Genomic DNA, 13958 nt, shown 5'->3' with positions numbered 1-13958 from the left:
TTAATAATTAATAATTAATAATTAATAATTAATAATTAATTGTAGGTGGGGTGAAACCCAACAGAGTAGGTTGGGTAAAGTAGGTGGGGTGAAACCCAACAGAGTAGTTAATAATTAATAATTAATAATTAATAATTAATAATTAATTGTAGGTGGGGTGAAACCCAACAGAGTAGGTTGGGTAAAGTAGGTTGGGTGAAACCCAACAGAGTAGGTTGGGTAAAGGGCAGGGAAAGCGAAGTCCATGGGATTGATTGATGATGTAATTTAGGCTTATGATGTTTGGTTGTAGTCCTGACCGAGCGATCGCCACTATGTCCATGATTGCGGAATCCCCATTTAGTCCCGAAGAAATAGCCTCAGAAGGCTTAAAACCCGAAGAGTATGAGGAAATCTACCAAAGACTAGGCAGACACCCCAACAAAGCCGAATTAGGGATGTTTGGGGTAATGTGGAGTGAACATTGCTGCTACAAAAATTCTCGCCCTCTCCTGAGCCAATTTCCCACCAGTGGCGATCGCATTCTTGTCGGTCCAGGAGAAAACGCCGGAGTAGTAGACTTTGGGGACGGTATCCACCTAGCCTTCAAAATAGAATCCCATAATCATCCCAGTGCGATCGAACCATTCCAAGGAGCAGCCACCGGAGTGGGGGGAATTTTGCGGGATATTTTCACCATGGGAGCGCGTCCGATCGCCGTACTCAACGCCCTGCGATTCGGTTCCCTAGAAGACCCCAAGACCCAGCCAATTTTACTGGGAGTAGTCGCCGGAATTTCCAACTATGGTAACTGTTTTGGAGTCCCAACCGTGGGGGGAGATGTATATTTTGACAGCTATTATAGCGGCAACCCCCTAGTGAACGCCATGGCGATCGGCATCATGGAAACCCCAGAGATAGTTAAATCCGGTGCTGCTGGTATTGGTAACCCAGTGCTGTATGTAGGTTCAACCACCGGAAGGGACGGAATGGGAGGCGCAAGTTTTGCAAGTAGCGAACTCAGCGAAGAGTCCATAGCCGATCGCCCTGCTGTACAAGTAGGAGACCCATTTTTAGAAAAATCCCTAGTCGAAGCCTGTTTAGAAGCCTTTAAAACCGGGGCTGTAGTCGCCGCCCAGGACATGGGAGCGGCTGGAATCACCTGTTCCACCTCGGAAATGGCTGCTAAAGGGGGAGTCGGTATCGAACTAGATTTAGACCTAATCCCCGTGCGAGAGACGGGAATGGTCCCTTATGAATATTTATTATCCGAATCCCAGGAGAGAATGTTATTTGTCGTCCACAAAGGACGGGAATCAGAATTAATTGAGATTTTCCATCGTTGGGGACTACAAGCGGTCGTCGCCGGAAAGGTGATTCCAGAAGCGATCGTGCGGATTTTGTTTAAAGGTGAAATCGCCGCCGAAATCCCCTCCACAGCTTTAGCTGATAATACCCCCATTTATCACCGGGAATTGATGTCAGAACCTCCCGAATATGCCCAAACCGCCTGGGCGTGGTCGCCGGAAACTTTACCCGCCACCACAGTATCAGGGATGGAAATAGAAAATCAACTGGTAACTTGGAATCAGGTATTATTGAATCTCTTAGATACCCCATCGATCGCCTCTAAGTCTTGGGTATATCGTCAATATGACCACCAAGTGCAAAATAATACCGTCATTGTACCGGGTGGCGCTGATGCGGCGGTGGTGCGGTTGCGCCCTCAAGAACCCATTGGCAATAATCCCGGTAAAATTTGGCCGGGGGTGGCTGCCACTGTTGATTGTAACGCCCGCCATGTCTATCTTGACCCCTACGAAGGCGCTAAGGCTGTGGTTGCAGAGGCGGCGCGGAATTTAAGTTGTGTCGGGGCTGAACCTGTGGCGGTGACGGATAACCTCAATTTTGGTAGCCCGGAACATCCTATTGGTTATTGGCAATTAGCACAAGCCTGTAAGGGCATTTCTGAGGGCTGTAAGGCGTTTTCTACTCCGGTGACGGGGGGGAACGTTTCTCTGTATAACGAGACTCTGGACGCGCAAGGAAAGCCACAGGCAATATATCCGACTCCCGTGGTGGGAATGGTGGGATTATTGCCAGATCCGGCTCTCGCTTGTGGTCAAAGTTGGCAACAACCAGGAGATTTGATTTATCTGTTGGGGGTGACTAATTGGTTGGCTGATGAGGATCATGGTTATATTACCCTGGGAGGATCGGAGTATTTGGCGGTAATACATAATCTGGTGGCGGGTAAGCCTCCTCGGGTCGATTTTGACTTGGAACTAATGGTTCAAAAGGTTTGTCGCCAGGGAATTCGTAACGGTTGGGTGCGATCGGCTCATGATTGCGCTGAGGGAGGCTTGGCGATCGCTTTGGCAGAATGTTGCATTGGCAACCGATTGGGGGCTACCATTAACCTAGGGTTAACCTCAGATCCTTGGCAACGCTGGGATACGATCCTGTTTGGTGAGGGGGGAGCTAGGATTTTGGTTTCCGTTCCTACTCAACACCAGCAGGCTTGGGAGGGTTATCTGCAAGAAATCTGGGTGAGCGATCGCCAATTTTGGCATCACTTGGGTACAGTGACCGCAGTTGACTCGTCTTTGCAAATTCTAGCCGATGATAACACCAGTTTAATTGGGGTTAATGTGGCGGAAATGGCCGATCGCTATAATTATGCGATCGAGCGTCGTCTATCTTAAAATTCCCTCCGGGGGATTTGTTTATCAGCCTATCGGCGATCGCATCTCATTTGCTACCGATATAAGAGATAACTGATAATTGGTAATTGACAGTTATTAACTATCCTATCTCTTGCGGTTTTCACCAACTCAGTTAACATCACAAGATTACCATGATTCCTAATAAGTCCCATGTGACCGATGACCAGTTTCACACCGAGCTAATCCCCGATAAACCAGAGGAAGCCTGCGGTGTGTTTGGGGTTTATGCTCCCGGTCAAGATGTGGCAAAATTAACTTATTTTGGGCTATATGCTCTCCAACATCGAGGTCAGGAGTCAGCCGGAATAGCTACTTTTGAAGGGGAAGATCTGCATTTATATAAAAATATGGGACTGGTTTCCCAAGTATTTAATGAGTCTATTTTACAACAGTTAAAAGGTGATTTAGCCGTAGGTCACACACGCTATTCGACCACTGGCTCTAGTCGCATCGTTAATGCTCAACCTGCGGTTTCCGAAACTAGATTGGGACCTGTGGCTGTCGCTCATAATGGTAACTTAGTTAATACTGCTGAATTGCGGGAGGAAATGAGTAGACGAAAGTTTGATTTTGTCAGCACTACCGACACCGAATTAATTGCTTTGGCGATCGCTTCCGAAATTAATGGCGGTAAGGATTGGTTAGAAGCTAGTATTACCGCTTTTCAAATGTGTGAGGGAGCATATAGTTTGGCTATTGGTACTCCCGTCGGTTTAATGGGAGTCCGAGACCCACACGGAGTCAGACCTTTAGTAATTGGAACTTTGGGAACTAATCCCCAAAGATATGTTTTGGCTTCCGAAACCTGCGGCTTGGATATTATTGGCGCTGAATATCTCCGAGATGTTGAACCGGGAGAATTGGTTTGGATTACTGAACAGGGGATTTCCTCATTCCATTGGAGTCAAAAACCTGCGCGGAAATTGTGTATTTTTGAAATGATTTATTTCTCCCGTCCTGATAGTGTCGTCGAAGGAGAAAGTTTGTATAGTTATCGTATGAGAATTGGTCGGGTTCTGGCGACTGAATCTTCTGTTGATGCTGATATGGTTATTGGAGTACCTGATTCCGGTATCCCAGCAGCGATCGGCTTTTCTCAACAGTCGGGAATTCCTTATGCGGAAGGATTGATTAAAAACCGTTATGTCGGTCGCACCTTTATTCAACCTACCCAAGTTATGCGAGAGTCCGGTATTAAAATGAAGTTGAATACCCTGAAAGATGTCCTGGAAGGAAAACGGGTAATTATGGTTGATGATTCCATTGTTAGGGGGACTACTAGCCGTAAAATTGTTAAGGCTTTACGAGATGCTGGTGCGACTGAAGTACACATGAGAATTTCATCGCCTCCCGTCACTCATCCCTGTTTCTATGGGATTGATACCGATAACCAGGACCAGTTAATTGCGGCGACTAAATCTGTCGCGGAAATTCAAGAACAAATAGGCGTCGATTCTTTGGCTTATCTCAGTTGGGAAGGTATGCTAAATGCTACTAAACAAGACCCCTCGACTTTCTGTTCCGCTTGTTTTACGGGGGATTATCCTATTGATGTACCGGAAACCGTTAAACGCTCTAAATTGATGTTAGAAACGCCTCCGGTTAAAGCCTAAAATTATCCCCGATATCATGGTGCGTTATGGAATATAACCCCAATTCCGCCAATTATTAACTCCTAGATGAAACTGCTTTCATTCGAACATTTTAACCTCAAGTTACCCGCTAATCTTAACCTCCGAAAAGTGCGCTATATCTCCCTGTCTCTATTCAGTGGGATATTGATGGGGTTGGCTACCGAACCTCTGGGGTGGTGGCTAGTGACTTGGGTGGCTTTTGTTCCTCTGTGGGTTATGGTGGTGGAAGCCAAAAGACGGGGACGAATACCCTGGGAAATAACCGCTGGTTGGGGTGTTGGCTATTATGGCTTTTCCCTGTTTTGGATGACCGGAATTCACCCCATGACCAGTCTGGGAGTTCCCTGGTTGGCTAGTTTGGCGATCGCTATATTTTCCTGGGTTTTTATTACCCTCTGGGGAACAGCGATCGTCATCGTTTGGGGATGGTTATTTGCGAAATTAATGCCATTAAATATCGGCGCTAAAACCTCGTTAATTAGAATCCTAATAGGGACGGCTTTATGGTGTGCTTTAGAAGCCGTTTGGAGTGGGGGTCCCCTGTGGTGGTCAACACTCGCTTTAACCCAAAGTTTCGGTAATTTGGTGATTCTCCATTTGGGTCAAATCTCTGGACCTAATACCGTTGTGGCTACTATATTAGTCGTCAATGGGACTGTAGCTGAACTCTGGTTAACACATAAACAGCAGAAATCGTCACTCTATTTAATTCCTGTCGGAATATTTGCGATCGCTCATTTAATCGGATTGAGTCTCTACAATATTCCCCTAAATTCTGACCCCGAAACTTCTCTGAGAGTCGGAGTTATTCAAGGGAATATCCCTAATGAAATTAAACTCAATCCCCAGGGTTTTCGACAGGCTTTAAATGGATACACGCGGGGATATTTAGAATTGGCGGCGCGGGGTGTCGATGCAGTCTTAACCCCCGAAACCGCTTTGCCTTTTGTCTGGAACAGACATGACAGCTATCACTACAATTATAGCTTATATCAGGCGATTTTGCCACAAGGTGTTATAGCTTGGGTGGGGGGATTTGGCGAGACCGAAGGGGGATTAACTAATAGTTTATTTACCATTAATGGTGAAGGGGAAATTATCGGTCAATATGACAAAACTCATTTAGTTCCCCTGGGTGAATATATCCCCTTTGATGCCATTCTGGGAAGGGTCATTAATCGTCTGTCACCCCTGGAAGCGCGGTTAGTCGCCGGGGAAAAACAACAAAAATTTGAGACTGGTTGGGGAAAAGCGATCGCTGGAATTTGCTACGATTCCGCCTTTGCTGACCATTTCCGCCGTCAAGTAGCAGCAGGAGGGGAATTTATCCTAACAGCCTCTAATGATGCTCATTATGCCACTATGATGCTATCACAACATCACGCCCAAGATGTGATGCGCGCCATAGAAGGCGATCGCTGGACAGTTAGGGCTACTAATACAGGTTATTCTGGCATTATCGACCCCCACGGTCGCACCTTATGGATTTCTGGTATCAATACCTACGAAATCCATGACCATATCATTTACCGCCGCCATAGCCAAACCCTTTATGTCCGTTGGGGAGACTGGTTAACTTTCCTTTTACTAGCCATAAGTGCGATCGTCATTTTCTGGAATCGTTTTCTGTCATTAGCGATACCACAAAATAGGCGCTAATATTAATATCATGGTTAGAGCTGATAAATCGCTGCCAATTTCTTCCTTTGTTAGCCTTAGTCACACAGGAAACAAGAATCGGCTAGATTGCCTTTCCGCCGCCAGCTATAGCTAGGCGGTTTCCCAGCTACCGGAGATATTCCATGACACAATCACAACGCCCCCCAGCCCCCCCGCGTCCACCTAGCCCACCTGCACCCCCTCGCCCACCTGCACCGGGCGCTCAGAAAAGTAGCCCTCCACCTGCACCCGCCCAAGCAGCAAGTCCCGTCGCCGTGGGAATTACCAGCAGAGGACCAGGACCTAGCCCCGGACAGCCAACCTTGCGAGAGATTGTCCAACGCGCCGATGAGTTAGGCGCATCTGATGTTCACTTAGGGGTTAATGAAACACCTCGCCTGAGATACCGAGGCGATATGACCCCCCAAGAAGATTGGCCAGTCACAGACCTTAATAGCTTTATGAGTTGGCTACGGGAGGTCTTAACCGATGAGGAAATCCATCAGTTTCAGGAAAACCTAGACTTTGACGGAGCCGCAGATTTAGGCTTTGTGCGGATTCGGATTAGTATTTTTGACTCTCTCAGTGGTCCGGCGATGGTGCTGCGGCTAATTGGTGCTACCATCCTCACCCTAGAACAGTTGAAATTACCCGAGGTTTTTAAAAAAATCTGTAACTATCACAAGGGGTTGATGTTGATTACCGGCCCGACGGGTTCAGGTAAGTCTACTACCATGGCCGCGATGATTGATTACATCAATAAAAACTACGCCTATCACATCATCACCATTGAAGACCCGGTGGAGTTTGTACACCAAAGCCGAAAATCCCTGATTAAACACCGGGAAGTTGGACGACATACCCTCAAGTTTTTTAATGCTCTCAAGGGGGCTTTGCGTCAAGACCCTGATATGATGCTGGTGGGGGAAATTCGGGACAAGGAAACCATGCAGATTGCCATTAAAGCTGCATCAACAGGTCACTTGGTAGCTGGAACCCTCCACACTAACAGCGCCATTAAGACCCTAACCCGGGTTTTGGATATGTTCTCGGCTGAGGAACAGTTATCAATTAAAACCGCACTGGGGGAAACTTTGGTCGCAATTATTGCTCAACTGTTGTGTAAGACGACAGATGGCAAGCGGGCCGCCTTCCATGACATCCTCATCAACACCGATGTAATCAAAGAGTATATCATGAAGGATCAGTATGAGGAAATTAACCAGATTATGCTCAAAGATACTTATGAAGGGATGACGACTATGAACAGATCCCTTTATGAATTGTATCAAGAGGGGCGCATCACTGAGGAAATTTGTCTGGATGTGTCGCCTTTCCCCAACGAGATGAGTCAGATGCTACGGGGTAGAGTCTAACAAAAGTGTAAAGTTTTGACCATTAGCCCGAACTCTGAAATACACTATAAATGGTCTAATCTTAAATAAGGTTGCTCTCCTGGGCAACCTGAGTCGTTTTTGGCAAACAGTTATAACTGTGAGCGCATATCATTGAGTTTTACCCCCTTGGCTGTTCCTAATTTATTTAAAGGGATTGCACTTTTTACGCCGGGTGGTGACCTAATTTATTCCATTGACTACAGTAAACAGCTTAGGTGGCATCTAAATCTGTGTACTGCTTTACAGGAAATTTTAGGTTTACCTGAACCCCCCCATTTTCTTGTTCCTTGTTATACGGCGAGTTTTGACCGGTGGATTGATCCAATTACTCAGAAAGTGAGAGTTTCAGTAGAAGCATACCCTCCGGTGTGGCGATATCAGCCGTTGCTGAATGCTATTTTTGAAACGGTAGACCTGGTTTGGCAACCTGTGCAGATTGGTGAGGAAGTTTGCAATCCCTTGGTTTTAGCAAGTTATTATCAACAGTTTCCAGAACTTTGGAAAAATCATGACCTCATTATGAGGTTTAAAACCATGGATAATCAAACCAAATTTTCACACCAAGATAGTGATTCTGGGTCTGACTCCCAGAATCCCACACCGTTGGCATCTGATTCTAATGGTACACCAACCGAAGGATATGTGTTGAGGCTGTTTGTTTCTGGTCACAGTTTAGCCACAGAAAATACCCTGGAAACTTTGCATCAACTACTTGAGCGATCGCTCAATCACCCTTATACTTTGAAGGTGATTGATGTACTCAAACACCCGGAACAAGCAGAAGCTAGTCATATTTCGGCTACTCCTACTTTGATGAAGGTCTGGCCGCAACCTAAGCGCCGGATTGTCGGAGAACTCAATGATGTGGATACTATTCTAGAACTTTTGGGTGTGCTGGAGGATTAATAATTTTGACGGGTAAGTTAAGATTATCCCAAAACCATTTCAATCTCCTAGAAACCTGTCCCCGGAAATTTCAGGAGACCTATTTAGATGGGTTGGTCTCTCCGAGAACCTGGGAACAAGAAGAACATCTGGGTTGGGGAAGTCGTTTTCACCTGTTGATGCAGCAGGGAGAATTGGGTTTGCCAATTCAAGGTTTTATGGCTGAGGATCAGGAGTTACAAACTTGTTTATTAGCCTTGGTTAAAGAGGCTCCCGAGGTTTTTCAGCCTCAGTATAACTATGTATCGGGAGAATTTCGGGAGGCTGAACATTATCGCACCTGGGGTTTTGGGGATTATGTTTTAGTGGCGATTTATGATTTATTAATTGCTCATGAAAATCAAGCTCAAATTATTGATTGGAAAACTAATCAACGCTTAATTAATCGGCAGAAATTGGCGAATAATTGGCAAACGCGGCTTTATCTTTATTTGTTAGTAGAAACCAGTGACTATAGCCCAGAACAGGTATCTATGACTTACTGGTTTGTGCGTTTAAGAGGGGATGAAGTACCCCAGAAAATGACTTTTGTTTATGACGCACAGCAGCATGAAAAAAACCACCGCGATTTAACTAAATTGTGCGATCGCCTCAGTCATTATCTGCATCAATACCAACGGGGGGAGGCATTCCCCCAGGTGGCATCTTGAGGACTTGACAAGGGAGGCGATCGCCTTTCTAGGCTTTCTAGGCTTTAATTTTCCAAAGCCACCGCGCCGCCAACAACTTCCAGGATCTGCTGGGTAATTGAGGCTTGGCGAGCCTTGTTGTAAGACAGGGTAAGGGTTTTCACCAAATCACTAGCGTTATCGCTGGCGTTGCTCATAGCAGTCATCCGAGCCGCCAATTCACTAGCGGTAGACTCCTGCCATGCTCGTAGCAATTGGTTAGTCAAAAACAGAGGCAACAAGGCATTAAGGATCTCAACCGGATCTTGCTCAAAAATCATATCCTGAGCGAGGGCTTCCGGCTCAACATTAACCTTTTCTCTAGTTACATCAAACTTACCACCTTTGCTAGTGAGGCGAAACACCTCATCATCCTGAGCCTCTAAGCCTTGCAGGTCTAGGGGTAGCAGAGTTTGGGTAACAGGTCGTGAACTAATCAGAGAGACAAATTTAGTGTAAATCAACTCAACGCGATCTACTGCTCCCGACTCAAACCAGGTGAGAATTTCATCAGCCGCACCGGATACCTTTTGTAGATCTGGGGTTTTCTCTGGGTTATCGCGACATTGAGAGATCGGAGCATCCCGACGGGTAAAATGTTGAATAGCTTTGCGACCCACGAGAAGATAGCTATATTCCAGGCCTTCCGCTTTCAATTCGGCCGCCCGTGCTTCTGCCCGTTTAATAATATTACTATTGTAGGCTCCACACAGACCCCGGTTTCCTGCCAGCACCACCAGTCCCACCTTTTTCACCTCCCGCTGTTGGAGCAGAGGACATTCTACATCCTCAAATTGAAGGCGACCTTGGAGACCATACAGAACCCCTGCTAGACGGTCAGCAAAGGGACGGGTAGCTAAAACTTGTTCTTGAGCGCGGCGCACCTTAGCGGAAGCAACTAGGCGCATGGCTTCGGTAATTTTTTTGGTATTTTTGACTGACTGAATGCGATCGCGAATCGCTTTTAAGTTTGACATAGTTTTATGATCAGTAATTGTTATCCACAGACTTAGTAGGACTCTGGGAGTTAATCCGGGTTCAAGCAAGAGTTATCTAGTCAATAACAGACTTATATTGAGGAAGGGGGTCAGTTCCCCCTCAGCCCTCAATTGTTGCCTTTCCCGGTTTTAACTAATTGGTGCGCCGCAGCATAAAGCGTTTCGTTTCCACCAATGGCTGATCCCGTGCGTGTGCTACGCGGAAACTAAGAAAGTCTGCTTAAACTCAGAAATTGCCTCTTTCAGCATAGCCTCAGCTTCTTCGGTGAGGACTTTTTGGCTTTGAACAATCTCACCATATTTGGGCTTGCTATTTTTCAGATAATCCCGCAGACCTGTAGTAAAGGCTACAACTTTATCTTCGGGAACATCATCAAGATAGCCATTAATACCAGAGTAAATCACAGCTACTTGTTCAAACAGTTGTAGGGGGGAATTTTGAGGCTGTTTGAGTAATTCTTGCAGACGTTTACCCCGTTCCAACTGGTTACGAGTGGCTTGGTCTAGGTCAGAAGCAAACTGAGAGAAGGCTGCCAATTCGGCAAACTGAGCTAATTCTAGTTTAACCTTTCCAGCCACTTTCTTCATTGCCTTAGTTTGGGCAGCAGAACCCACACGGGAAACGGAGATACCAGCATTCACCGCCGGACGCAGACCGGAGTTAAACAGGTCAGCGGACAGGAAGATCTGACCATCAGTAATAGAAATTACGTTAGTGGGGATGTAAGCGGAAACGTCACCAGCTTGGGTTTCGATGATTGGTAGGGCTGTCATGCTACCGCCGCCGAGTTCATCATTTAATTTAGCGGCGCGTTCTAACAAACGAGAGTGCAGGTAGAATACATCTCCGGGGTAGGCTTCACGACCGGGGGGACGACGCAGCAACAGGGACATTTGACGGTAGGCTTGGGCCTGTTTGGAAAGGTCATCGTAAATAACCAGGGTGGCTTTACCTTGATACATGAAGTATTCCGCCATGGCTGCTCCGGTGTAGGGAGCTAGGTATTGCAGGGTAGCGGGGTCACTAGCGTTAGCTGCGACAACAATGGTATAGGGGAGAGCGCCTTTTTCTTCTAGGGTGCTGACCACTTGAGCGACGGTTGAGGCTTTTTGACCGATCGCCACATAAACACAGATTACATCTTCTTCTTTCTGGTTAATGATGGTATCAATAGCGATCGCTGTTTTACCAGTTTGACGGTCACCGATGATCAATTCCCGTTGACCCCGACCAATAGGAATCATGGAGTCAATAGCGGTAATCCCTGTTTGCATAGGTTCACAAACAGAGCGGCGCTCAATAATACCCGGTGCGGGGGATTCTAGCAGACGGGTATCGGAGGCTTGAATATCTCCCTTACCATCGATAGGACGACCCAGGGAATCAATCACCCGTCCCAGCATAGCTTCTCCCACGGGGACTTGGGCAATTCTTCCGGTAGCGGTCACAGCGGAACCTTCTTGAATTTCCAGGCCTTCGCCCATGAGTACCGCACCCACGTTATCCTCTTCCAGGTTAAGGGCGATACCAACTGTTCCATCGGTAAATTCTAGCAGTTCTCCGGCCATGGCTTTATCTAGGCCATAAATCCGGGCAATACCGTCACCAACTTGCAGTACTGTACCCACGTTAGAAACTTTAACGTCTTGGCCGTACTGTTCGATTTGGTCTCTGATAATATTGGCAATTTCGTCAGGTCTGATGGATACCATAGTTAGTGTTTGTGATCCGTTGCTAAAGGTTAAACTAAGATAAATGGCTAAGTTGTCGGCGAATTATTAACCGACAGTTAGGCTCATACCAATGCGGCGCAGTTGTCCTCGGATGCTGGCATCAAACAATTGGGAACCCGCTTTAATGATGACACCACCGAGGATCTCGCGATCGATTTTCAGATCCAGCTCTACATTTTGCGCCCCAGTTCTAGCCTTGATCTGCTCAACAACCATGTGTTTTTGGCCGTCGTTTAGCTCTACCGCCGAGGTAACTTCTGCCAAAACTGTTTGATTAAGTTTCCGCAACAAAGCCAAGTATTCTTGGGCTATTTCTGCTAGAAATAGGATGCGACCGCGATCTACTAGGAGCATTAAGAAGTTCCGCAAGTAGGGGTGTACTTCCTCTCCTAACATTCGTGTAATCACGGCTTTTTTATCTTCTCCTTTCACCACCGGACTGCCTAAAAAATCCTGTAGTTCGGGGGAATTTTTGAGCAAATCAATAAGCGATCGCATTTGATTGCCAAAATCTTCCGTGACATTATTTGACTTAGCCACAGACATCAAAGCCGTGGCGTAGGGTTCTACTAATTGACCAACAATTGAACTCATGAACCTCCTCCAAGTAAAGCCAAGGAGCGATCTACCAGTTGTTGCTGGGAATTTTCATCTAGGCGTTCTCTAATTTGCCCTTCGGCGCGTTCCAACGCTTGAGACACAGCCAAAGCCCGCAACTGAGCGATCGCCCTACTTCTTTCCGCTTCCAAATCCTGATTAGCCGTCAACTTCATCTGTTCAACATCTGCCTTAGCACGAGCTGCAATTTGCTCTCTAATCACTTCGGCACGTTCCACAGCAGAGGCTTTAATTCTTTCAGCTTCCGCCTTAGCTTGAGCCAAATTTTCTTGTTGTTCAGCCAGAGCTTTTTCAGCTTCTTTCAAACGTTGATCGGCTTCTTGAATTGCTTGCTCAATTTGAGCGCGTCTTTCACTCAAAATTTTATTGAGAAAGCCCCGCCCATAGTAAACTAGCAAACCAATAATAATGCCTAAGTTTATCAGGTTAGTTTCAAACAGATTAAAATTCAGTCCAAAACCACCCTCATGACTTGCTTCTGTCGCCAGTAATACAAGATTCACCATCTTCCTCTTCTCATAATTTCATGTGATTGCCCTTTCCTCAACCGCCGAATGGCTTAATTAGGGATGGTATGTAGGCTTAACTTTTCCCCCATTTCTAGGGGATTGAAAATAATTTTTGAGAGGACAGCTACCCAATCATTCCAGCTCCTAAAAGTTTATCAAGAATCAGGCGACTAATAGAGTCTACCTGTTGTTCCAAACCTTTTCGAGCCTCGATTTTATTTTGTTCAATTTCTTGATAAGCTGCTTCTCTAATTTTCTGAGCTTCTTGTTGAGCCGCTGCCATTTCCCTAGCCGCAATTTTTTGAGCTTCAGCCTGAGCATTAATAATTAGTTGTTGAGACTCTTTACGAGTTTCTGCCAACTCCAGCTCATACTGTTTAGCCAAACTTTCTGCCTTGCTCAAACGTTCTTTAGCACTCAGCTTATTTTGGCGAATGTAGTCAGCCCTAGAATCAATTGCATTTCCCAAGGGCTTGTAAAAAATTTGGTTTAAGATAGCTGCCAGAATTAGAAATTGTACAGCCATCAATGGCAGTGTAGCATCAAAATCAAACAGACTACTCTCCGTAGCTGCCTCTTCTACGGCCAGCAGAATTGTCGAGTGTATCATTTTTTTGAAGGGTGTTAACCAATGGGCTTGCGAACTTTCTTTTTTTTTTCAGACCACCATAAATGGGTAGATTTCAGATTTGAGACTAGATAAATCCGCCCAAATCCGAAATCTAAGAAATCTGAAAATATCTATACGAAGGGGTTGGCAAACAGCAACACCAGAGCCACTACCAGACCGTAAATAGTCAGTGCTTCCATGAAAGCCAAGCTCAACAGCAGAGTTCCACGAATTTTACCTTCAGCTTCAGGCTGACGCGCAATCCCTTCCACCGCTTGACCAGCAGCTTGACCTTGACCCAGACCAGGTCCAATAGAGCCTATACCTACTGCGAGAGCAGCAGCGATTACGGAGGCGGCAGTAGTTAAATTAGATTCCATAGTTGGTTTTGACCTCAATAAAAAAAGTTGACAAGTGAAATTAAGGGTTGGATTTTTAGCCCCCAAACAATCTTATCAGTTTGTTGGCATTTTAACTGAAC

12 protein-coding genes are annotated in these 13958 nt (G+C 46.1%); 6 read left to right on the top strand and 6 right to left on the bottom strand.

What is annotated here, in order from left to right:
- The first annotated feature begins 314 nt into the window (after positions 1-314).
- The 6 genes from purL to ACTIE0_RS00225 all read left to right on the top strand — a co-directional run bounded on the left by purL (position 315) and on the right by ACTIE0_RS00225 (position 8990).
- The gene (gene purL, locus ACTIE0_RS00250; RefSeq protein ID WP_039933218.1) at positions 315-2684 is read left to right on the top strand and encodes a phosphoribosylformylglycinamidine synthase subunit PurL; all 2370 of its coding nucleotides are present in this window, start codon (positions 315-317) and stop codon (positions 2682-2684) included.
- Between the two features lie 152 nt (positions 2685-2836).
- A complete protein-coding gene (gene purF / locus ACTIE0_RS00245) occupies positions 2837-4318 on the top strand; it encodes an amidophosphoribosyltransferase (protein ID WP_006618471.1) in 1482 nt (493 codons plus the stop codon).
- 66 nt (positions 4319-4384) lie between these two features.
- Positions 4385-5998, top strand: coding sequence for an apolipoprotein N-acyltransferase (gene lnt, locus ACTIE0_RS00240; protein ID WP_006669597.1), 1614 nt, complete (start codon positions 4385-4387; stop codon positions 5996-5998).
- Positions 5999-6141: 143 nt separating this feature from the next.
- Complete coding sequence (locus ACTIE0_RS00235; protein ID WP_006618469.1) at positions 6142-7374, top strand: type IV pilus twitching motility protein PilT; 1233 nt, start codon at positions 6142-6144, stop codon at positions 7372-7374.
- A gap of 132 nt (positions 7375-7506) precedes the next feature.
- Positions 7507-8301: a circadian clock KaiB family protein gene (locus ACTIE0_RS00230; protein ID WP_006669598.1), complete on the top strand. Its 795-nt coding sequence runs from the start codon at positions 7507-7509 to the stop codon at positions 8299-8301.
- A gap of 5 nt (positions 8302-8306) precedes the next feature.
- Positions 8307-8990 (top strand): PD-(D/E)XK nuclease family protein, encoded by a 684-nt coding sequence (locus ACTIE0_RS00225; protein ID WP_006669599.1) that lies wholly within the window; start codon positions 8307-8309, stop codon positions 8988-8990.
- Between the two features lie 44 nt (positions 8991-9034).
- Here the strand turns inward: ACTIE0_RS00225 and ACTIE0_RS00220 are convergent, their stop codons facing one another.
- The 6 genes from ACTIE0_RS00220 to atpE form a co-directional block, all read right to left on the bottom strand.
- Positions 9035-9985, bottom strand: coding sequence for a F0F1 ATP synthase subunit gamma (locus tag ACTIE0_RS00220; protein ID WP_006618465.1), 951 nt, complete (start codon positions 9983-9985; stop codon positions 9035-9037).
- Between the two features lie 216 nt (positions 9986-10201).
- Positions 10202-11719, bottom strand: a complete 1518-nt coding sequence (gene atpA, locus ACTIE0_RS00215) for a F0F1 ATP synthase subunit alpha (protein WP_006623168.1) — start codon at positions 11717-11719, stop codon at positions 10202-10204.
- A 66-nt stretch (positions 11720-11785) separates the two neighbouring features.
- Positions 11786-12334, bottom strand: coding sequence for an ATP synthase F1 subunit delta (gene atpH, locus ACTIE0_RS00210; RefSeq protein ID WP_006623169.1), 549 nt, complete (start codon positions 12332-12334; stop codon positions 11786-11788).
- Complete coding sequence (locus ACTIE0_RS00205; protein ID WP_006618462.1) at positions 12331-12864, bottom strand: F0F1 ATP synthase subunit B; 534 nt, start codon at positions 12862-12864, stop codon at positions 12331-12333. Before ACTIE0_RS00205 ends, atpH begins: the two co-directional genes overlap by 4 nt.
- Before the next feature lie 127 nt (positions 12865-12991).
- Complete coding sequence (locus ACTIE0_RS00200) at positions 12992-13477, bottom strand: F0F1 ATP synthase subunit B' (protein ID WP_006623170.1); 486 nt, start codon at positions 13475-13477, stop codon at positions 12992-12994.
- A 131-nt stretch (positions 13478-13608) separates the two neighbouring features.
- The gene (gene atpE / locus ACTIE0_RS00195) at positions 13609-13857 is read right to left on the bottom strand and encodes an ATP synthase F0 subunit C (protein WP_006618460.1); all 249 of its coding nucleotides are present in this window, start codon (positions 13855-13857) and stop codon (positions 13609-13611) included.
- Positions 13858-13958: the final 101 nt, after the last annotated feature.

It is taken from the genome of Limnospira sp. (assembly GCF_051859755.1).
Classification (GTDB): Bacteria; Cyanobacteriota; Cyanobacteriia; order Cyanobacteriales; family Microcoleaceae; genus Limnospira; species Limnospira fusiformis.
Note: the sequence above shows the minus strand (reverse complement) of the source record. Positions and strands in the feature narration are given on the sequence as shown.